Source organism: Kribbella sp. NPDC056861 (genome assembly GCF_040687575.1).
Lineage (GTDB): Bacteria > Actinomycetota > Actinomycetes > Propionibacteriales > Kribbellaceae > Kribbella.
The window spans coordinates 1,221,401-1,241,192 of record NZ_JBFBNQ010000001.1; the positions used below are offsets into that span (position 1 = coordinate 1,221,401).

General features: G+C 68.8%; 21 protein-coding genes. 12 read left to right on the top strand and 9 right to left on the bottom strand.

Going from position 1 to position 19,792, the window contains the following annotated elements; all coding sequences use genetic code 11:
* The 5 genes from hisH to AB0P21_RS05565 form a co-directional block, all read right to left on the bottom strand.
* Positions 1 to 642: an imidazole glycerol phosphate synthase subunit HisH gene (hisH, locus tag AB0P21_RS05545; RefSeq protein WP_363693917.1), complete on the bottom strand. Its 642-nt coding sequence runs from the start codon at positions 640 to 642 to the stop codon at positions 1 to 3.
* Complete coding sequence (hisB, locus tag AB0P21_RS05550) at positions 639 to 1,238, bottom strand: imidazoleglycerol-phosphate dehydratase HisB (protein ID WP_363693918.1); 600 nt, start codon at positions 1,236 to 1,238, stop codon at positions 639 to 641. Before hisB ends, hisH begins: the two co-directional genes overlap by 4 nt.
* Positions 1,235 to 2,353, bottom strand: coding sequence for a histidinol-phosphate transaminase (locus AB0P21_RS05555; RefSeq protein ID WP_363693919.1), 1,119 nt, complete (start codon positions 2,351 to 2,353; stop codon positions 1,235 to 1,237). Before AB0P21_RS05555 ends, hisB begins: the two co-directional genes overlap by 4 nt.
* Positions 2,353 to 3,666 (bottom strand): histidinol dehydrogenase, encoded by a 1,314-nt coding sequence (gene hisD / locus AB0P21_RS05560; RefSeq protein WP_363693920.1) that lies wholly within the window; start codon positions 3,664 to 3,666, stop codon positions 2,353 to 2,355. Before hisD ends, AB0P21_RS05555 begins: the two co-directional genes overlap by 1 nt.
* 100 nt (positions 3,667 to 3,766) lie before the next feature.
* Complete coding sequence (locus AB0P21_RS05565) at positions 3,767 to 7,066, bottom strand: S8 family serine peptidase (RefSeq protein ID WP_363693921.1); 3,300 nt, start codon at positions 7,064 to 7,066, stop codon at positions 3,767 to 3,769.
* Between the two features lie 105 nt (positions 7,067 to 7,171).
* On the opposite strand from AB0P21_RS05565, the gene AB0P21_RS05570 reads away from it, so the two are divergent.
* From AB0P21_RS05570 to AB0P21_RS05600, 7 genes are all read left to right on the top strand, one after another.
* Positions 7,172 to 7,840 (top strand): LON peptidase substrate-binding domain-containing protein, encoded by a 669-nt coding sequence (locus AB0P21_RS05570; RefSeq protein WP_363693922.1) that lies wholly within the window; start codon positions 7,172 to 7,174, stop codon positions 7,838 to 7,840.
* A 100-nt stretch (positions 7,841 to 7,940) separates the two neighbouring features.
* Positions 7,941 to 8,843 carry an NADP-dependent oxidoreductase gene (locus AB0P21_RS05575; protein WP_363693924.1) on the top strand — a complete coding sequence of 301 codons (903 nt, stop codon included), beginning with the start codon at positions 7,941 to 7,943 and terminating at the stop codon, positions 8,841 to 8,843.
* 45 nt (positions 8,844 to 8,888) lie between these two features.
* A complete protein-coding gene (locus AB0P21_RS05580; RefSeq protein WP_363693925.1) occupies positions 8,889 to 9,713 on the top strand; it encodes a metalloregulator ArsR/SmtB family transcription factor in 825 nt (274 codons plus the stop codon).
* Positions 9,710 to 10,297, top strand: coding sequence for a dihydrofolate reductase family protein (locus AB0P21_RS05585; protein ID WP_363693926.1), 588 nt, complete (start codon positions 9,710 to 9,712; stop codon positions 10,295 to 10,297). Before AB0P21_RS05580 ends, AB0P21_RS05585 begins: the two co-directional genes overlap by 4 nt.
* A 32-nt stretch (positions 10,298 to 10,329) precedes the next feature.
* Positions 10,330 to 10,566 carry a ribbon-helix-helix domain-containing protein gene (locus AB0P21_RS05590; protein ID WP_363693928.1) on the top strand — a complete coding sequence of 79 codons (237 nt, stop codon included), beginning with the start codon at positions 10,330 to 10,332 and terminating at the stop codon, positions 10,564 to 10,566.
* Positions 10,566 to 10,874 carry a type II toxin-antitoxin system PemK/MazF family toxin gene (locus AB0P21_RS05595; protein ID WP_363693930.1) on the top strand — a complete coding sequence of 103 codons (309 nt, stop codon included), beginning with the start codon at positions 10,566 to 10,568 and terminating at the stop codon, positions 10,872 to 10,874. The genes AB0P21_RS05590 and AB0P21_RS05595 overlap by 1 nt, the downstream gene beginning before the upstream one ends.
* Entirely contained in the window at positions 10,871 to 11,251 is a 381-nt protein-coding gene (locus AB0P21_RS05600; protein WP_363693932.1) for an NUDIX domain-containing protein, read from the top strand. The genes AB0P21_RS05595 and AB0P21_RS05600 overlap by 4 nt, the downstream gene beginning before the upstream one ends.
* On the opposite strand, the gene ilvD is transcribed toward AB0P21_RS05600, so the two are convergent.
* Together ilvD and AB0P21_RS05610 are read right to left on the bottom strand one after the other, a co-directional pair.
* Positions 11,235 to 13,085, bottom strand: a complete 1,851-nt coding sequence (gene ilvD, locus AB0P21_RS05605) for a dihydroxy-acid dehydratase (RefSeq protein ID WP_363693934.1) — start codon at positions 13,083 to 13,085, stop codon at positions 11,235 to 11,237. The genes AB0P21_RS05600 and ilvD overlap by 17 nt on opposite strands.
* Positions 13,086 to 13,216: 131 nt before the next feature.
* On the bottom strand, positions 13,217 to 13,666 hold the full coding sequence (locus AB0P21_RS05610) for a DUF2690 domain-containing protein (RefSeq protein WP_363693936.1): 450 nt from the start codon (positions 13,664 to 13,666) through the stop codon (positions 13,217 to 13,219).
* 136 nt (positions 13,667 to 13,802) lie between these two features.
* Here AB0P21_RS05610 and AB0P21_RS05615 point away from each other — a divergent pair, with 136 nt between their 5' ends.
* The 5 genes from AB0P21_RS05615 (at position 13,803) to AB0P21_RS05635 (ending at position 18,878) form a co-directional block, all read left to right on the top strand.
* Positions 13,803 to 14,645, top strand: a complete 843-nt coding sequence (locus AB0P21_RS05615) for a helix-turn-helix domain-containing protein (RefSeq protein ID WP_363693938.1) — start codon at positions 13,803 to 13,805, stop codon at positions 14,643 to 14,645.
* On the top strand, positions 14,642 to 15,079 hold the full coding sequence (locus tag AB0P21_RS05620) for a VOC family protein (RefSeq protein ID WP_363693939.1): 438 nt from the start codon (positions 14,642 to 14,644) through the stop codon (positions 15,077 to 15,079). Before AB0P21_RS05615 ends, AB0P21_RS05620 begins: the two co-directional genes overlap by 4 nt.
* A 26-nt stretch (positions 15,080 to 15,105) precedes the next feature.
* Complete coding sequence (gene recQ, locus AB0P21_RS05625) at positions 15,106 to 16,959, top strand: DNA helicase RecQ (RefSeq protein ID WP_363693941.1); 1,854 nt, start codon at positions 15,106 to 15,108, stop codon at positions 16,957 to 16,959.
* 65 nt (positions 16,960 to 17,024) lie between these two features.
* A complete protein-coding gene (locus AB0P21_RS05630) occupies positions 17,025 to 18,095 on the top strand; it encodes a hypothetical protein (protein WP_363693943.1) in 1,071 nt (356 codons plus the stop codon).
* A 72-nt stretch (positions 18,096 to 18,167) separates the two neighbouring features.
* Entirely contained in the window at positions 18,168 to 18,878 is a 711-nt protein-coding gene (locus tag AB0P21_RS05635) for a class I SAM-dependent methyltransferase (protein WP_363693945.1), read from the top strand.
* Between the two features lie 24 nt (positions 18,879 to 18,902).
* On the opposite strand, the gene AB0P21_RS05640 is transcribed toward AB0P21_RS05635, so the two are convergent.
* Positions 18,903 to 19,298, bottom strand: a complete 396-nt coding sequence (locus tag AB0P21_RS05640) for a DUF1801 domain-containing protein (RefSeq protein WP_363693946.1) — start codon at positions 19,296 to 19,298, stop codon at positions 18,903 to 18,905.
* On the bottom strand, positions 19,298 to 19,735 hold the full coding sequence (locus AB0P21_RS05645; protein WP_363693948.1) for a hypothetical protein: 438 nt from the start codon (positions 19,733 to 19,735) through the stop codon (positions 19,298 to 19,300). The genes AB0P21_RS05640 and AB0P21_RS05645 overlap by 1 nt, the downstream gene beginning before the upstream one ends.
* Between the last annotated feature and the right edge of the window lie 57 nt (positions 19,736 to 19,792).

Sequence of the window (19,792 nt, forward strand, 5' to 3'; positions counted from 1 at the left end):
TCAGAACGACCGGATCCAGTTGGCCAGCAACTCCGCGCCCGCGTCGCCGGACTTCTCCGGGTGGAACTGAGTCGCGGTCAGCGGCCCGTTCTCGACCGCGGCGACGAACCGGTCTCCGCCGTACTCCGTCCAGGTCACCGTCGGTGTCACCGAGGGACGGGTGCCGACCAGCTCCCACTCGCGGACGCCGTACGAGTGGACGAAGTAAAAGCGTTCCTTGTCGATCCCCTCGAACAGCTTGGTCGGGCCGTCGACGCCGACGGTGTTCCAGCCCATGTGCGGGACCGGCTCACCTCCGGTCGGCTGCAACCGCTCGACCGTGCCCGGCCACTGGTCGCAGCCGTCCGTCTCGACGCCATGTTCGATGCCTCTGGCAAACAAGATCTGCATGCCGACGCAGATTCCGAGCACCGGCCGGCCACCGGTCAGCCGGCGGTCCACGATCTCGTCGCCGCGGACCGACCTCAGGCCCTTCATGCACGCCTCGAAGGCGCCGACGCCGGGGACCAGCAGCCCGTCGGCGTTCAGCGCCTCCTGGAAGTCCGAGGTGACGGTGACGTCCGCGCCGACCCGCTGCAGCGCGCGTTCGCCGGAGCGGATGTTGCCGGAGCCGTAGTCGAACAGGACGACCTTCTTGCTCACAGAGCGCCCTTGGTGGACGGGATGCCCGGCTGCCGCGGGTCCAGCTCGGCGGCCGCCCGCAGCGCCCGCGCGAAGGCCTTGAACTGCGCCTCGACGATGTGGTGCGGGTCGCGGCCGGACAGCACCCGGATGTGGATGCAGATCGCGGCGTTGAAGGCGAGCGTCTCGAACACGTGCTGGGTCAGCGAGCCGGCGTAGTCGCCGCCGATGATCGCGTAGACCTGACCGTCGGGCTCACCGGTGTGCACGCAGTACGGGCGGCCGGACAGGTCGACGGTGCAGTGCACCAGCGCCTCGTCCAGCGGCACGGTCGCGTCGCCGAACCGGCGGATGCCCTTCTTGTCGCCCAGTGCTTCTTTCAGCGCCTGGCCGATCCCGATCGCGGTGTCCTCGACGGTGTGGTGCGCGTCGATCTCGAGGTCGCCGACCGTGTTCACGTGCAGGTCGAGCAGCGCGTGCTTGGCCAGCGCGTTGAGCATGTGGTCGTAGAAGCCGACCCCGGTGGAGATCTCCGCGCGCCCGGTGCCGTCGAGGTCGAGCTCGACCAGCACCTTGGACTCACTGGTCTCCCGATCGACCCTGGCCGTGCGTGTCATAAGGACCTTCCCAGATCAGTCTTGAGCACCTTCTCCAACGAGGCGCGGAACGCGGCCATCTCGGCGCCGGTGCCGATCGAGACCCGCAGCCAGCCGTTCGGCCCGGTCTCCCGGATCAGCACGCCGTCGTCCAGCAGCGACCGCCAGACCGCGTGCCGATCGGCGAAGGTGCCGAACAGGACGAAGTTCGCATCCGAGTCGACCGCCCGCAAGCCGTGCGCCCGCAGCCACTCCACGGTCTCGTCCCGCTCGATCCGCAACTGTTCGACCCGGCCCAGCAGCTCGTCAGAGTGCCGGAGCGCTGCCCGCGCGACCGCCTGGGTCACCGCCGACAGGTGGTACGGCAGCCGGACGATGCGCAGGGCATCGACCAGTTGCTTGCTCGCGGCAAGGTAACCGACCCGGGCCCCGGCCAGCGCGAACGCCTTGGAGGTGGTCCGGGCGACCGCGAGATTCGAGTACGACGGGAGCAGCGTGACCGCGCTCGGCGTCCCGGTACGGCGGAACTCCGCATACGCCTCGTCCACCACCACGACGGCCCCGATCGCGGCTGTCCGGGCGGCGACCGCCTCGACCAGCTGGATCGGCAGCGCAGTACCGGTCGGGTTGTTGGGTGAGGCAAGCAGAACGACCGACGGCCGGTGCCGCGAGATCGCGGCCAGCGCCTTGCTCTGGTCGAGGGTGAAGTCCTCGGAGCGGCGACCGGTCACCCAGGCGGTGTTCGTGTTGCGGGCGTACTCCGGGTACATCGAGTACGTCGGCGCGAACGACAGCGCGGTACGGCCTGGTCCGCCGAAGGCCTGCAGGATGTGCAGCATCACCTCGTTGGAGCCGTTGGCCGCCCACACCTGATCAGCCGTGAGCTGCGCACCCGACTCACGCCCCAGGTACGCCGCGAGGTCGGCTCGCAGCGCCATGAACTCGCGATCGGGGTACCGGTTCAGCCCGCGGGCCGCCTCGGCCACCGACGCGGTGATGTCCGCGACGACCGCGTCACTCGGCGGGTACGGGTTTTCGTTGACGTTGAGCAGGACGGGGACGTCCAACTGCGGAGCGCCGTACGGCTCGAAGCTCTTCAGCTCTTCGCGGATCGGCAGCCCGTCGAAACGGCCCATCAGTTCTCACTCGCAAAACGCACCGACACCGCGGCACCGTGGGCCGGCAGGTCCTCGGCGTTGGCGAGCGCGACGACGTGCCCGGCGACCTCTTGCAGGGCTTCGCGGGAGTAGTTCACGACGTGCATCGCCTTCAGGAAGCTGCGCACGGACAACCCGGACGAGTGGCACGCGCAGCCCGCGGTCGGGAGCACGTGGTTCGACCCCGCGCAGTAGTCGCCCAGCGAGACCGGCGACCAACTGCCGACGAAGATCGCGCCGGCATTGCTGATCAGCAGCGAACGCTCCTCGGCGTCGACGGTCTGGATCTCCAGGTGCTCGGCCGCATAGGCATCGACGACGGCCGTGCCCTGATCCAGGTCATCGACCAGTACGACGGCAGACTGCTGCCCGTCGAGCGCCTCGGTCACCCGCTCGTGGTGCTTGGTCTTCGGGACCTGGACAGCAAGCTCCGCCTCGACCGCGGCGGCCAGCGTCTCGCTCGGCGTGACCAGCAGACTCGCGGCCATCGGGTCGTGCTCGGCCTGGCTGATCAGGTCGGCGGCAACGTGCACCGCGTCGGCAGAGTCATCGGCCAGTACCGCGATCTCGGTCGGCCCGGCCTCGGAGTCGATCCCGACCTCGCTCTGCAGGAACCGCTTGGCCGCGACGACATAGATGTTGCCCGGACCGGTGATCAGGTTGACCTTGCGGCAGCCCTCGAACCCGTACGCGAACCCGGCGATCGCCTGCGCGCCGCCCATCGCGTAGACCTCGTCGATCCCGAGCATCTCGCACACAGCGAGCACCGTCGGGTGCGGCAGGCCACCGAACTCCTTCTGCGGCGGCGATGCCAACGCCAGCGACGTGACCCCGGCCACCTGCGCCGGCACGACGTTCATCAGCACGCTGGACGCGAGCGGCGCGCGGCCGCCCGGGACATAGAGCCCGACCCGCTGCACGGGAACCAGCCGCTGGGTCACCCGGCCACCCGGCGCGGGCTGCGACTCGATGTCACTGCCCCGCTCGTCCAGGCTGACCTCGCGGACCCGGCGAATCGACTCCTCCAACGCTGCCCGCACGGCCGGATCGAGCTCTTCGAGGGCGTTCTTGAGCGCCTCGGCCGGGACCCGCAGCTCCTGCACCCGGACATGGTCGAACTTCTCGCCGTACTCCCTGATCGCCTCGAGGCCGCGATGACGGACATCCAGGCAGATCGGTCGGACGACGTCGAGGGCTGCCTCGACGTCGAATACGGCTCGGGGGACCAGGGCTTGGAGGTCGAGGACCTCTCCGGCTGCCACTCGGCCCCGCAGGTCGACGCGGCGAATCATGACGCTCAGTCTACGGGCAGCCGCACTCCCCTTTCGCGGGCCGTCCACAGGCTCGCCCGTACTCCGCCGCAGGCGGAGCGGAGTACGGGCTGGTGGTTGCCTACTTACTCCAGCGGATCGCGTCGGTCACTGTCTGTGCGGTGCTGTTGCCGTCACCGTCGACCACGGTGGCCCGCAGCGACACCGAGTCGCCCACCGGCGTCGGGAACTCGGCGACGTACTGACCGGTCGCCTTCCGCACCAGCTTGGCGGCTCGCCACGGAGACCCTGCGGCGCCTTGGTACTGGAGGGTGAACTGCTTGATCCGCGGCAGCGGCGCCCCAGGCTGCGGGGTGAGCACGACCGGCATCCTGGTGATCGGCTTGCGGGCAGTCAGGTTGTGGTCGTCCACAACCGGCCGGTACCTGACGCTCAGCAAGGGCAGCAGATCCTCCGCGTTGCCGGTCTCCCCCGACCGGAACGTCCAGACATGCTCGACCCGGGTGCTGAACCGCGAAACGCTGTGCCGGTCGATCGTGCTGACCAGCTTGTAGGTGGCCGGCTCCGGCGGGAGGTCGAACGGGTTGGCCCAGCCGAAGCGGTCTTTGTAGCCCACCACCAGTTCGCCGTCGCGATAGAGCTTGGTCTCCCTCAGGTCCGCGGTGGAACCGTAGGAACTGCCACCCCACTGGCCGTCGGCATCCGCGAGTGGCGTCAGCACCACCGCCATCAGACCGCCACCCCGGACCGCGAGGCTGGGCCCCGGTGCGAACACACCGGCGTTGTACCGCGCCCGGTAGTTCCGTCCGCCCAGATAGCTCGCCTTGTGCTGGACGTCGGTCAGATAGACCCTCTCCGGTCCTGGCTCGAACTCACTGACAACGGTGAAGACCGCGGTGCTCGGATCGTCCAGTGAGGCGGGATCGTGGAACGAGCGTCGCCGGGCCGGCAAGTCGTAGTCGATGACCGCGGCGTAGGCATAGCCGTCGCCAGAGCTCACCTCGGCCCGCCTGCCTGAGGTGGCATTGATCGTCTCGTCGACGCGGACCATCTTCGCCGGGTCGATCACGCGTCGCGAACCGGTCGGGAATCGTCCCGGCAGCTTGTCGAGCTGATTCAGCTGGTACGGCGAATTGTCGAACGTCCCGTCGGCGTTCCGGCGGGCCCAGCGGGTCGCGACGGAGCCGAGCACATCCTTGGCGGGCGGGCCGACCTGCGCGGTGAACAGACCTGCCTGGTCGACGAAGTACAGGCTGGTGGCCCAGCCCCATTCCTCCGGAAGCATCAGCCGGACGGCGCCCTCGACCAGCGTCGCGCCTGGTTGCTTGGTGGAGATCCGCAGCGGCTTGGCCTGCCGGGCGTCCATCACCACGGTGGTGTCGGCGGCGAGATCCAGGATCGGCAGGACCAGGTCGTACCGGTTCGGCCCGGGAGTCTCCACGGTACTGCGGAGCGCGTACTCACTTCTCGGCAGCCGGAGCTTGACCGTCCCGCTGGGATCCGACACGACGACGGCCCATTCGGTCTTCGGGAGCAGCGCGGTCGTCGCCTCGGCCGGCTTGCCGTCCGGGCCGAGGGTCTTGATGGTCAGGTCGAAGCTCGGGACCTCTTTCTCGACTGCGATCGATGCCGTGACGGTCCGCTCACCGGCCTTCGCGACCACTTGGCCGGAGTAGCGGCCGTCCGGTCCCGAGTGCTTGGTGTCCACGATGACCGGGACGCTTGCAGTGCCGCCGGCCGGAACCGTCAGAGTCTGCGCGCCCAGCTTGATCGCACCAGCCGGAGCAGGCTTGCTGTCCGGGCCGAGGAGGGCGGCGCTGATCGCGAGCGCGACCGGCTGGTCACCGGTATTGCGGTAGGTCAGCGTCTTGGTGATCGGCTGGTCGTCGTCGTGTGGATACAGGGCCTTGCCGAACCAGAGCGAACCGGGCTCGGCGACCACCGTGGACGCGACGGCGTTCGCCACGTCGAGACGGCCGGTTCCCTGCTCGTCCCCGGACTGACCCTCGATCGGCTTCGCGGCCGACATCAGTTGGGTCTTGAGCCGACCCGCCTTCCAGTCCGGATGCTGCTGGGCGAGGATCGCTGCCGCGCCCGCGACGTGCGGAGTGGCCATCGAGGTGCCGTTGAGGGACGTGTAGTGCTCGTCGACCGGAGTACCGGCTTCGGTCCCGGCGGCGCGGGCAGCGACGATCGCCACGCCAGGGGCCGTCAGATCGGGCTTGACCGTGCCGTCCGGCAACGGGCCGCGGCTGGAGAACCAGGCCAGCTTGTCCTGCTTGTCGACAGCGCCGACCGTCAGCGCGGCGGCCGCGCTGCCGGGCGACTCGATCGTTCCCGCGCCCTCACCGCTGTTGCCCGCGGCAACGACGAAGAGGGTGCCGGTCTGCTCGGTGAGCCGGGCCAGCGCCTCCTCGACCGGGTCGGTCTCCGGATCGTCGTAGCCGCCGAGGCTCAGGTTCACGACCTTGGCCCTCACCTCGGTGGCGGCCCACTCCATCCCGGCCACGATCGCCGACAGCGTGCACCCGTCGATCGAGCACACCTTGCCGTCGTACAACCGGGCCCCGGGCGCGACGCCTTTGAACTTGCCACCAGCCGCGGCGCCGGTGCCTGCGATGATGCTGGCCACGTGGGTGCCGTGGCCGACCTTGTCGCCGTCGGCCTCGTCGGTGAAGTTCCGCTGGCCGGCCAGCTGCGCCTTGAGATCGGCATGAGTGGCGTCGATGCCCGTGTCGATGACTGCGACGGAGACGCCCGTGCCGGTGAATCCCGCCTGCCAGGCAGCGGGTGCGCCGACCTGCGGTACCGACTTGTCCAGGGTCGGCTTGAACTTGGTGTCCAGCCAGACCTTCTTGACTCCGGCCGCGGCTCGCGCGCCGGTCAGTTGGGTCAGGAAGGAGGCTGCGTCTCGCTTCGCGACCTTGAGGGCCACTCCGTCGATCGACGGGAGTTGGCGACTGCCCTTGGTCTTCGCGAACGACTGGGGCTTGCCGTCGTAGGTGACCAGCAGCGGGAGTTCCTTCGCGCGTTGGTCGTCCAGGCCTTGCCGGATCAAGCCGGCGACCTCGAAGAGCGCCCGGTCCAGCTTGCCGGCGGTGACGGCGGACGAGACATCCGACGGTACGACGTACAGGCGGCCTCGGCCCTGCTGCACCTCGAACCGCACCTTCCGTCCAGGGCCGGCCTGCGCCTGCACCTGACCCTGCTGGTCGATCGTCACCCGGTCTCCGGTCAGCAGGGTCACCCGCCCGGGTGGTAGCGCCTCTGCCGCTTTCCCTGCCGGTTTCCCTGGTCGCACTGGCTCGGCCGCGGGCGAGTTGGCCTCGGCGGCTTGCACCGCGGGCGCGCCTTGCAGGCTCGTCAGCACCAGTCCCAGCAGTACCCCGGCCGCGATCGCCGGTCTCCCTCTGCTTCTCATTCGATCCTCCTAGGTGGAGCACCTGTCGGCGCTCACCTAGACGACTCCTGACCCGGCCGGAACGCTGCACCTTTCGATCGGGGTCGATGCCCTAGGCTCAACGCCATGGACTCCCGCCTGCCACTACTCACTGTCGAGACAGTGATCTTCCCTGGGCTGGTGCTCCCGATCCCCGTCACCGACGTGCAAGGCCGGTCGGTCATCCGCGACCTGGTGGAGAACGGCGGCGAGCTGGCGTGCGGCGCTGTCGCCGTACGGGACGGGTACGAGCTCGGCGACCGGGTCTTCCGCTCGCTGTACGGCACCGGCTGCGCGGCGACGATCTCGGAGATCTCGCTCGATGCCGACGACGACGGCCCGGTGGAGATCACGCTGACCGGCAACCGCCGCTTCAAGGTGGCCGAGCTGGACAGCGGTGGCGACTACCTGGTCGCCGACGTCGAGTGGCTGGACGAAGAGCCGGGCGACGACCCGTTGGGTACTGCGACGATCGCGGTCGAGCGGTTCCGCCGGTACGCCGCTGCCATCAGCGAGATCTCGCAGCCCGGCCTGCACATCGGCTCGCTCCCCGACGACCCGGGCATCCTCTCGTACCTGATGTCGGCCGCGATGACACTGGTCACCCCCGACCGGCAGAAGTTGCTGGAGGCACTCGACACGACCACCCGGCTGGCCCAGCTGGTCGGCCTGCTCGACACCGAGCTCTCGGCGATGAAGGCACTCCCCTCGCTGCCGGCCGTGGACATCCCCTGGTCCGACATGTGCCCCAACTGAGCTGGCGTAGAATCGGCTCATCGGAGTAGAAACGTGCTGATCGGCACGCGTATACGCGGCATCGGATGATCCGCCACTTCCTTCAGAGAAGAGGCGCGTCATGAAGGCTGCACAGTTCACCCGGTTCGGTGGCCCTGAGGTCCTGGAGTTGGTCGAGCTCCCCGATCCTCACGCTGGCGCGGCCGAGATCCGGATCAGGGTCCGGGCGGCCGGCATCAACGCGAGTGACTGGAAGAAGCGCCAGGGCCTGATGGATCAGGAGCTGCCGCAGACCCTGGGGTACGAGGCTGCGGGAATCGTCGACGAGGTCGGCGCGGGGGTCCGCGGGGTCTCGGTAGGCGACTACGTCTTCGGCGCATCGCCGTACGGGGCAGCGCAGGCGGAGCTGGCCGTGCTGTCCGACTGGGCACCGATCCCCTCCACGCTCGACTTCGCAAGCTCTGCCGCGATCCCCGCGGCGGCCGAGGCGGCAGCCCGCGCACTCGACCAACTCGGCGTCGTCTCGGGCAGTCTCGTCCTGATCAACGGCGCTTCCGGCAGCATCGGAACCGCCGCCGTCCAACTCGCCGTCGAGCGCGGTGCCCGCGTGATCGGCACCGGCAGTCCAGCCACCCACGAATCCCTCCGCTCCCTGGGCGCCGAGCCGGTCGCGTACGGCGAGGGTCTGGTCGACCGAGTCCGCGCTCTCGCGCCGTCAGGTGTCGACCTCGCGCTGGATGTGGCCGGCAGCGGCGTACTCCCCGAACTCATCGAGCTGTCCGGCGCACCCGAACACGTCATCACGGTCGCCGACTTCCTCGGCGCCCAGCAGACCGGCGTCCGCTTCAGCCGGGGCGACACCGGCCGCGCCACCTACGCCCTGGCATTGGTGGCCGAACTCGCCGCCGTCTGCCGCTTCTCGGTCCAGGTCGGCCGGACCTTCCCGTTGGCCGAGATCGCCGAAGCTCATCGCGTCGGTGAGTCCGGCTCGGTCCGCGGAAAGCTCGTCCTGCTCGTCGACTAACTTATTCCTTGACACGAATATTCTTTGTAGTGAATACTTTGGGCCATGGAAGCACTGATGGTGGCGCTGGGTGATGCGGCTCGGTGGCGATTGGTGGGGTTGCTGGCTGAGCGGCCTCGGTCGGTGGGGGTGCTGGCTCAGTTGGCAGGGGCTCGGCAGCCGCAGACGACCAAGCATTTGCAGACGCTGGAGCGGGCCGGGCTGGTCAGTTCTCAGCGGATCGGGCAGCGGCGGGTCTACTCGCTGGAGGCTGGGCCGCTGCGGGAGTTGGCCGAGGCGCTGGGTCAACTGGCGGACACCGTGGAGCGGCCGGATGGGCCGCAGGCGGCGTACGAGCGGCATGGCGGCACCGTCGCGGCGGAGCGGCTTGCAGCCGACCAGGAGGGGTGGGCCGATGACCGGGTGTTCCGGTTTCAGCGGGCACTCGACGCGAGCCCCGAGGTGGTCTGGCGGCATCTGACCGAGGCCGAGCTGATCAGTGACTGGATGACCCCGGACGGCTTGCGTGTCTCCGAGCTTGTCTTCGAGGCGACACCGGGTGGCCGCGTGGTGCTCGAATACCGCGACGCAGAGGACGCTGACGGGTCCGATCAGGTCGTGGGGCGGTCGCAGGGCGTCGTCACCGGCGTACGGGTGGGCGAACAGCTTGCCTACAGCAACTCACCGCTGCTGCCGGACGGGAGCCTCGCCTTCACCGCCCACATCGAGCTGAACCTCCGGCCGACCGGCGCCGGTACGACGCTCGACGCCACCTATCGGATCACCGACAGCACCATCGACTCCGCCGACTTCATCGCAGGAATCGAGCTCGGCTTCGGCCAGAGCCTCGACAAACTCACCGCAGCAACTACGACAAGGAGCACGAAATGACCCGCCTGGTCACCGCCAACCTGAACCTCTCCCTCGACGGCCACTACAACGGCCCCGGCGGCGCTGGGGACCTCGGCGCGATCATCCCGTTCGCGACCACCGACGTCGCTCGCGACCAGATGACCCGCCTGTACGAGAACGCGACCACCGCAGTACTGGGCCGGCTCAACGCCGAGGGATTCCTCGGCTTCTGGCCGTCGGTCGCCGACAACGAGGACGCCGACCCGCGCGATCGCGGCTATGCGCGGTGGATCCGCGACACGGAGAAGGTGGTCTTCTCGACCACGCTGACCGAGTCGCCGTGGGCGCACACCCGCCTGGTCAACGCTCCGGCCGCGGACGTCATCACCGACCTGAAGACCACCGACGGGGGCGAGATCCTCGTCAACAGCAGCGCCAGCGTCATCAAGGCCCTGCTCGCGGCCGACCTGCTCGATCGGCTGTATCTGATGATCACCCCGGTGATCACCGGCGGCGGGCAGCGGCTGTTCGAGGACGGTCTGCCGGCCACCCGGTGGGGCGTCGCGCACCAGGAGACCGGCAAGCTCGGCGAGCTCGCCATCGTCTACGACCGGCTCCGGTAGAGAAGTGAATCCCAAGGCGGTATGGTTTTGGTATGAGTAAGCAGATCACGGTGCGGTTGCCGGACGAGCTCGTGGAGTTCATGGACCGGCTGGTGGATGACAACAAGGCGTCCAGCCGGGCGTCGGTGGTCGCGCGCGCGATGGAGCGGGAGCGCCGACGCGAGCTGGCCGAGCGGGACGCCGCCATTCTGGCGGCGCACGGTGACTACGACGACCTCGACGGACTGGCGGTCGCCGCCGGCGGGACTGTGCTGGCCGACGTCGACTGATGCGGCCACTGCACATCGCGCGGCTGGACAAGCCGCGCCCGGTGGTCGTCCTGACCCGCGAGCTGATCCGCCCCCGGCTGACCAACGTGACCGTCGCGCCGATCACCAGCACGATCCGCGGCCTGTCCACCGAAGTACCGGTCGGCCCGCAGAACGGTCTGGATCACCCCAGCGCGATCAGCTGCGACAACATTCAGACCATCCCGAAACTCCAGCTCGGCCGCTTGATCGGCTATCTCCTCCCAGCCCAGGAGGCAGCCCTGGCCGAGGCGATCACCCTCGCCTTCGACCTGGAGTTCGACCTGTGAGAACAAGAGCGGTCGCCGTCATCGTGCGCGACAACCTGCTGCTGACGATGCACCGGCGCAAGAACGGCGCGGAGTACTACACGCTGCCTGGCGGTGGAGTCGACGAAGGCGAGAGCATCGAAGAGGCCTGCCTGCGGGAGATCCACGAGGAGACCGGGCTGACCGCGACGCTCGGCGATCGGCTGTTGGTGCTGGGCAACGAGTACTACTTCGCGGCGGATGCGCCGGCCGGCGAAGCACGGCTGGGTGGCGAGGAAGCGCGGCTCAACTCCCCCGGCAACCAGTACACGTTGGTCTGGCTGCCGTTGGAGGAGTTGGCAGCGACCGACCTGAAGCCGGCCGCTGCCAAGGAGTTCCTGCTCAGCCGAGCTTGGTGACGTCTCGTACCGCGCCCTTGTCGGCGCTGGTGGCCATCGCGGCGTAGGCGCGGAGGGCGGCGGAGACCTTACGGTCGCGGGACTTCGGGGCGTAGACGCCGCCGAGGGCCTCGCGGCGGGCAGCCAGTACGTCGTCCGACACCAGCAGCTCGATGGAGCGATTGGGGATGTCGATGCGGATCCGGTCGCCGTCCTCGACCAGCGCGATGGTGCCGCCGGACGCCGCCTCCGGGGAGGCGTGGCCAATGGACAGGCCCGAAGTACCGCCGGAGAAGCGGCCGTCGGTGACCAGGGCGCAGACCTTGCCCAGGCCGCGGCCCTTCAGGAAGGACGTCGGGTAGAGCATCTCCTGCATGCCGGGGCCGCCCTTGGGGCCTTCGTAGCGGATCACCACGACATCGCCGGGTTTGATGCCCTTGGCAAGGATCTTCTCGACCGCCTCGTCCTGCGACTCGCAGACCACCGCGGGGCCTTCGAAGGTCCAGATCGACTCGTCGACGCCGGCCGTCTTCACCACGCAGCCGTCGAGCGCCAGGTTGCCCTTCAGCACCGCCAGTCCCCCGTCGACCGAGTACGCGTGCTCGAGGTCGCGGATGCAACCGCCGGCCGCGTCGGTGTCAAGCGTCTCCCAGCGCTCGGACTGCGAGAACGCCGTCGCCGACCGCTTGCACCCGGGCGCCGCGTGCCACAGCTCGACAGCCTCGGCCGACGGCGAGCCGCTGCGCACGTCCCAGTTCTTCAGCCAGTCGGCCATCGACGGGCTGTGCACGGTGTGGATGTCCTCGTTCAGCAGACCCGCGCGGTACAGCTCGCCCAGGATCGCCGGAATGCCACCGGCGCGGTGCACGTCCTCCATGTAGTACGTGCCGCCGGGAGCGACGTTCGGCGCGACCTTCGCCAGGCAGGGCACCTTGCGGGAGACCGCATTGATGTCGTCCAGGTCGAACTCGACCTCGGCCTCCTGGGCCGCGGCGAGCAGGTGCAGGATCGTGTTCGTCGAGCCGCCCATCGCGATGTCGAGTGCCATCGCGTTCTCGAACGCGGCCCGGGAAGCGACGTTGCGCGGCAGGACGGTCTCGTCATCGGTCTCGTAGTACCGCTTGGTGATCTCGACCACCGTCCGGCCGGCGTTCTCGTAGAGCGCCTTGCGGGCGGTGTGGGTGGCCAGCACCGAGCCGTTGCCCGGCAGCGCCAGGCCGATCGCCTCGGCCAGGCAGTTCATCGAGTTCGCGGTGAACATGCCCGAACACGACCCGCAGGTCGGGCAGGCGTTCTCCTCGATCCGCAGGATGTCCTCGTCGGAGACGTTCTCGTTGACCGCCTCGGACATCGCGTCGATCAGGTCCAGCTTGCGCACGGTGCCGTCGACCAGGGTGGCCCGGCCGGCCTCCATCGGGCCGCCGGAGACGAACACGGTCGGGATGTTCAGCCGGAGCGCGGCCATCAGCATGCCCGGGGTGATCTTGTCGCAGTTCGAGATGCAGATCAGCGCGTCCGCGCAGTGCGCCTCGACCATGTACTCGACCGAGTCGGCGATCAGGTCCCGCGACGGCAGGCTGTAGAGCATCCCGCCGTGGCCCATCGCGATCCCGTCGTCGACGGCGATCGTGTTGAACTCGCGGGCGATCCCGCCGGCCGCGTGGATCGCCTCGGACACGATCCGGCCGACCGGCTGCAGGTGGGTGTGCCCGGGGACGAACTCGGTGAAGCTGTTCGCGACCGCGATGATCGGCTTGCCGAAGTCCTCTCGGGCGACCCCGGAGGCCATCATGAGGGCGCGGGCGCCCGCCATGTTGCGGCCGTTGGTGACGGTACGGGACCTCAGTTCAGGCACGGCGATCTCTCCAAAACTCGACGCTGACTCTCGTTAGCATGGTGCCACTTCGAGTCCAGATGCCGAAACGCCGGTCCCGGATGACGGATGGCGCGCAGGGCGGGGCGGCGCCCTGCGCGCCCGGTTCCGGCTCAGTACGAGCGCGTGGTCCCGCGGTAGATGGTGTAGCCGGTGTCGTTGGTGCCGGACGCGTGCGAGGTGTAGCCGGCGTCGTTCAGCATCGCCGTGCTGCACGAGCCGTCCTGGCCCGCGTTGCAGCGGTCGGCGGCGCCGTCCTGCTCGCGGTAGATCAGTGCGGTTCCACCGGCGCTGTCACCGGGGCGGGGGGCGGCCGCACCGCTGACGTGGGCCCAGATGGTCCGGCAACTCGGGCTGTAGCGCAGCCAGATGTCGGCGCCGCCGCCGAACGGCTTCCGCTCGATCGTCACGGCGTCGTCGCCGCAACTGGTCGCGCCGACCTCCAGACCGGCGTACTTGTTGACCGTCGGGGCGGCCGAGGCGCTGGTGGCGCCGAGCGTGGTGACACTGGCCACGGCGGCCAGGCTGAGGGCAATCGCGGCCTTACGTCGCAGTCCGTACATGATGAATCACTCCTTGTCGTGGGGCGGCGGCGCCGAACTTACCGGAGGATCGGGCAGAAAACTACGCCAATGACCGTTTGAATGTTGCTCACTTACTAGACCGCGGATTGTCGGATGCCGCCCCTAACCTGAGGGCATGGAGGGCTTCGAGCACCACGTACGCCGGGCGCACCCTGCCCTGCGCGACTACCTCGGCGACCTCACCGGCTACGCGTACTACGGCGAGCCGCTGGAGCTGCATCGCGGCCTGCCCTCGCAGTACCTGACGATCGTGATCAGCCTCGACGAGCCACTGGGCATCGCCTGGCCCGACTCCCCGGTGGAGAAGTTCCAGACCGTGGTCAGCGGGCTGCACTCGACCGCCGTCCGGATCGGCGACTCCCCCAACCTCGCGGGGATCCAGCTCGCGCTCACACCGGAGGGGTCGCGAGCGCTGCTCGGGCAGCCGTCCGGCGAGCTCGCGTCCACGATGCTCGATGTCGACACGCTGCTCGGCGTCTCGGCGCAGGAGGTGGGCGAGCGACTTCGCGCCGCGCCGCTGTGGCACCAGCGGTTCGACATCGTCGAGCGGATGCTGCTCGATGCGTGGCGGGACGAGCCGATCGCTGCGCCACGCGCCGAGCTCGGCTGGGCCTGGCGGCGGCTGCGGGAGACGGCGGGCGGCGTCGGCGTACAGGAGTTGGCGCGGGAGGTCGGGTGGAGCCGGCGGCATCTGACCGAGCGGTTTCGTTCGGAGTACGGGTTGACGCCGAAGGTCGCCGGCCGGGTCCTGCGCTTCGAGCGCGCTGTCGGCGTGCTCAAGGCGCGACCGCAGACCAGGCTCGCGGATCTCGCGGCCGACCTCGGGTACGCCGACCAGGCGCACCTCACCCGCGAGTGGCACGCGATGGCGGGCTGCTCACCGCGGCAGTGGATGACCGAGGAGCTCCCATTCGTCCAAGACGAGCTCCGCACCGAGGTCGCAGACTCGGGGGTATGAACACGACGACGAACGACACCGTGATCGGGGTCTGGCCGACGCTGGTCTACCGCGACGGTCAAGCCGCGCTGAAGTTTCTCACCGAAGGGCTCGGGTTCACTCTGGTCGCCTCGTACGCCGGGGTCGCCGAGGGCTCGATCGCGCATGCCGAGCTGGCCTGGCCGGCCGGTGGCGGCGTGATGGTCAGCTCGATCGACCGCAACACCGAGCCGAACGAGTTCGACAAGCTGGCTGCGCTGACCGCTTCGGTCTATCTGGTCTGCGACGATCCGGACGCCGTGTGGCCGCGAGTGCTGGCGGCGGGCGCGACCGTAGTACGGGAGATGCGGGAGGAGGACTACGGGTCGCGGGGGTTCAGCGTGGCCGATCCGGAAGGCAATGTGTGGAGTCTCGGCACCTATCGGGGCGTGTTGTCCACAGGGGGCCAGCAGTGACTGCGGGACCTCCGTAGAATCGCCGGGTGACGCAGACGACCCAGCCGCTGGATGACACCTCGAGCGAGGCCTTGCAGGTCTTGCACCGGGTGTTCGGGTACGACTCGTTCCGGGGTGAGCAACAGGACATCATCGAGACCGTCGTCGGCGGCGGTGACGCCCTGGTGCTGATGCCCACCGGCGGCGGCAAGTCGCTGTGCTACCAGATCCCCGCCCTGGTCCGGTCGGGCGTCGGGGTGGTCATCTCGCCGCTGATCGCGTTGATGCAGGACCAGGTCGACGCGCTGACCGCGCTCGGCGTCCGGGCCGGCTTCCTCAACTCGACCCAGGACTACGACCAACGGCGCGACGTCGAGCAGGCGTTCCTGTCCGGCGATCTCGACCTGCTCTACCTGGCGCCCGAGCGGCTCCGGGTGGAGGCGACCACCCGGCTGCTCGACCAGGGCAAGATCGCGCTGTTCGCGATCGACGAGGCGCACTGTGTGTCGCAGTGGGGACACGACTTCCGCCCCGACTACCTGATGCTGTCCGAGCTGCACGAGCGCTGGCCCGACGTACCGCGGATCGCGCTGACTGCCACGGCGACCGAGGCGACCCATGCCGAGATCGCCACCCGGCTGAACCTGGGCTCCGCCAAGCACTTCGTCGCGAGCTTCGACCGGCCCAACATCCAGTACCGGATCGTCTCGAAGGACAGCCCGCAACGCCAACTGCTCGACCTGCTGCGCACCGAGCACGCGGGCGACGCCGGCATCGTCTACTGCCTGTCCCGCAACAGCGTCGAGAAGACAGCGACCTTCCTGACCCAGAACGGCATCGAGGCGGTCCCGTACCACGCCGGTCTGGACAGCCGGGTCCGCGCGAAGAACCAGTCCCGCTTCCTGCGCGAGGACGGTCTGGTGGTGGTCGCGACGATCGCCTTCGGGATGGGGATCGACAAACCGGACGTGCGGTTCGTCGCGCATCTCGATCTGCCGAAGTCGGTCGAGGGCTACTACCAGGAGACCGGCCGCGCCGGGCGTGACGGGCTGCCGTCGACGGCTTGGCTCGCCTACGGTCTGCAGGACGTCGTCCAGCAACGCAAGATGATCGACACCTCCGAAGGCGATGCGGCGCACCGCCGGCGCCTCGGCACGCATCTCGACGCGATGCTCGCGCTCTGCGAGACCGTGCAGTGCCGCCGCGAACAACTCCTGGCGTACTTCGGCCAGAAGGGCGAGCCGTGTGGCAACTGCGACACGTGCCTGTCCCCGCCGGAGTCGTGGGACGGCACCATCCCGGCGCAGAAGCTGCTCTCGACGGTCTACCGGCTGCAGCACGAGCGGAACCAGAAGTTCGGCGCCGGCCAGGTGATCGACATCCTGCTCGGCAAGACCACCGAGAAGGTGAAGCAGTTCCGGCACGACGACCTGTCCGTGTTCGGGATCGGCACCGATCTGAAGGACACCGAGTGGCGCGGGGTGATCCGGCAGCTGCTGGCCCAACGCCTGCTGACGGTGGAGGGCGACTACGGCACGCTGGTGCTCACCGATGACAGCGCCGAGGTGCTCGGCCGCCGGCGGGACGTGATGATGCGGCGGGAGCCGGAGCGGGCGGCTCGCTCCTCGCGGTCCTCGCGGTCCAGCGGCGGTGGCAAGAAGGCCGTGGTCGAGCTGGCGCCCGAGGCCGAGCCGATCTTCGAGCGGCTGCGGGCCTGGCGTGGAGCGGTCGCGAAGGAAACCGGCGTCCCAGCGTACGTGATCTTCCACGACGCGACCCTGCGGCAGATCGCGACCGAGCTGCCGACCAGCCTGGCCGAGCTCGGCCGGATCAGCGGTATCGGCGAGAACAAGCTGGCGAAGTACGGCGACGGCGTGCTGGAGGCGCTGGCCGCCGAGTGAGTGTGACGTGGCGGCCGCTTCAGCGCGTCTGAAGGGGTATGCAAACCATCGTTTCTTCTTTGCTGTTGGCAACTACCGTGGGCGGCCTGGCGGCGCCCGCGCCGATCGACTGGACGGCGACCCCGACCGGTCCTGAGAACGCTGTGCTCTACACGACGGAGAAGGCCGGCAACTCGCTCTGGAGCGTCGGGATCAACCTGGAGCCGGGCCCGGAGGGAACGCTCGCCTTCCATCCGCTGGCGCTGCGCTGGAACGGCAAGGCCTGGCAGCAGACCAAGCAGCCGGTCCCTGACGGCCGGCTGGACGACGTACTGGCGAAGTCGGCGAACGACGTCTGGGCTGTCGGCGCAACTGAGAACGGCGCCGAGACGGAGCCCGTTCTGCAGCACTGGAACGGCAAAGCCTGGAAGCTGCTCGACACTCCAACCGGAGCGCCCGAGGAGTCCACGCAGTTCACCGCGATCGCCAAGCAGGGCAACGGCCTGTTGGTCGGCAGGTACGGCGATCAGAGCAGCGTGCTCCGGTACGTCGGCGGCAAGTGGACGGAGCTGCCCCGCGAAGGTCTCCAGCACGTCGTGTACCTCGACGATCTCGCGGTGGTCAACGACAAGGAAATCTGGGCCGCCGGGATCGGCGGGGTCGCACGGTTCGACGGCACCCGCTGGACCAAGGTGGAGTTGCCGGTGAAGGTTCCCGAAGGCAGGAGTCTCGAAGTCGCCCAGCTGGTGGTGAAGTCGGCGAATGACATCTGGGCGGTCGGCATGAAGAACGACACTGACCTGTGGCGGCGGCCGCTCGCCCTGCACTTCGACGGCAAGGTGTGGACCGAGCTCGCCGCACCTGCGGTCACCGGGCAGTTCCACGACCTCGAATTCCTCGACGGCAAGGCGGTCGCCGTCGGCGGCAACCCGAACACCGGCAAACCGCTGGTGACTGAGCTCGTCGGCAAGGAGTTCGTGCAGACCACTCCCCCGGCCGGCGCCGGCTACCTGCACGGCAGCACCCAGGTCGGCAAGTGCCTCTGGACGGTCGGAGTGGCCGCCGAGACGACACCGGACGGCTTCGAGAAGCCTTTCGTCGCAGTCGGAAAGCATCGGGCGGACGCCGGTCACGGCTCGCTGCCGGCCGCCTGTTAGCTCGTCACCAGCCCGCCGTTGGCTCGCAGCAGACGAGGAAACTCATCCGCCGGGGCGACCGTTGAACCGCACATGAGCAACCTCACGAGCCCGTACGACGAACTGGCCGACGCTTACCACGCAACCATCGACCCCGACGGCGCCGGCCTGATCGACCCGACATTCGACGCGTTGGCCGGCGAGGTCCGCGGCCAACGCGTCGCCGCGGTTGCCTGCGGTCAGGGGCGCGATGCCCGCCGCCTCGCCGATCTCGGCGCCGAGGTGGTCGGCATCGACGCCTCCGAATCGCTGCTCGCCCACGCGCGTGAGCTCGAGCGGCAGAGCCCGCGCGGGATCGAGTACGTGCACGGCGACGCCCAGGATCTCCGGCCGCTCGCCGACGCGTCGTTCGACGGGGTGGTCTGCTACATGGCGTTGATGGACATCCCGGAGCTGGAGCCGACGCTGCGCTCGGTCGCGCGGATCCTCAAGCCGGATGGCTGGTTCGTCGCCGTCATCACGCATCCCTGCTACAAGTCGCCGGCGCACGGCGAGCTGGTCGATCATGTCGAAGGCACCTATCGGCGGATCGCCGGCCGGTACTTCGAAGAGGGTCCGCACAACAGCGCGACCCGCTGGGAAATCCTGCCGCGCGTCGCCTACCACCGCATGCTCTCGACCTATGTGAACACTCTGGTGGGTGCCGGGTTGTCGATCGAGCAGATGGCCGAGCCGATCGGTGACAGGCCGGTCTGGAAAGAGGCGGCTGGACTGCTTTATTTCAAGTGCCGAGCAGCCCGCTGATCAGCTCGCCCGCAGCGCCCCGCGCTACTGCTCGGCCTTGAGCTTGCGCCAGCCGCCCGCTCGGTTGTTGGCGATGATCTGCCGGAACATCGCCGTCAGCGCCGCCTCGTTGATCGGCTCTCCCTCGCGAAACGACACCGTCCGAGCCGTCTTGTTGTCGTGCCCGGCGGTGATGATGCCTTCCGGATCGGGGACGATCGCCCCGTCGTACAGGAAGACGTTGACGTGGCTCTTGGCGGCCAGCAGCGCGCAGACATTGCCCTGCAACACGAAGTACGGCTGGACGGTCCGTTTGATCGTCTCCTCCAGCTCGGGATCAGCCGCGTGCACGAGCTCGCGCACCCGGTGGCAGATCTCCTGCTGCCAGTCCGGCAACTTGTCGATGTACTCGTCGACGCGAGGATCCTTCTCGTAGCTCATCAGGCACTCCATTCAAGAGCAGTAGCAGGCGCTAGGTATGCCTCAAGGTCGGCGTCGCCAACCAGCATGTGCCGGACCCACGCCTCCCGCTCATTGTGGGCGAGCGCCAGTTCCCACACACAGCCAGTCGAGTGCTGCGGCATGGGAGCAAGGCCGGCCGGCCGGTCCAGCGGCGAGCGGAAGTAGGCCAGCGAGAGATCCACCGAGCTGGACCACCAATAGACGAGCACGAAACAAGCCGGCCGAGCTCGGTGGGCAATCACAAAGGCTGCCCGCCCACCGTTGTCCGCAGGGAGCGTGGCGGAGGCAATGGCTCTGGCGGCATCCAGCAGATCCTTGTCGGGCTCGCCCTCGACTGCCAGGCCGTACAGCTTGGTGGGCCAGCCGTTCAACTGCTCCACGCCGTACTGCGTGACCGGTCGCGGCTGGTAGCTCATCGCGTTCCTCTCCTGGGCAAGCAGAAAGCCCGGACCACCGTACTGCGTGGTCCGGGC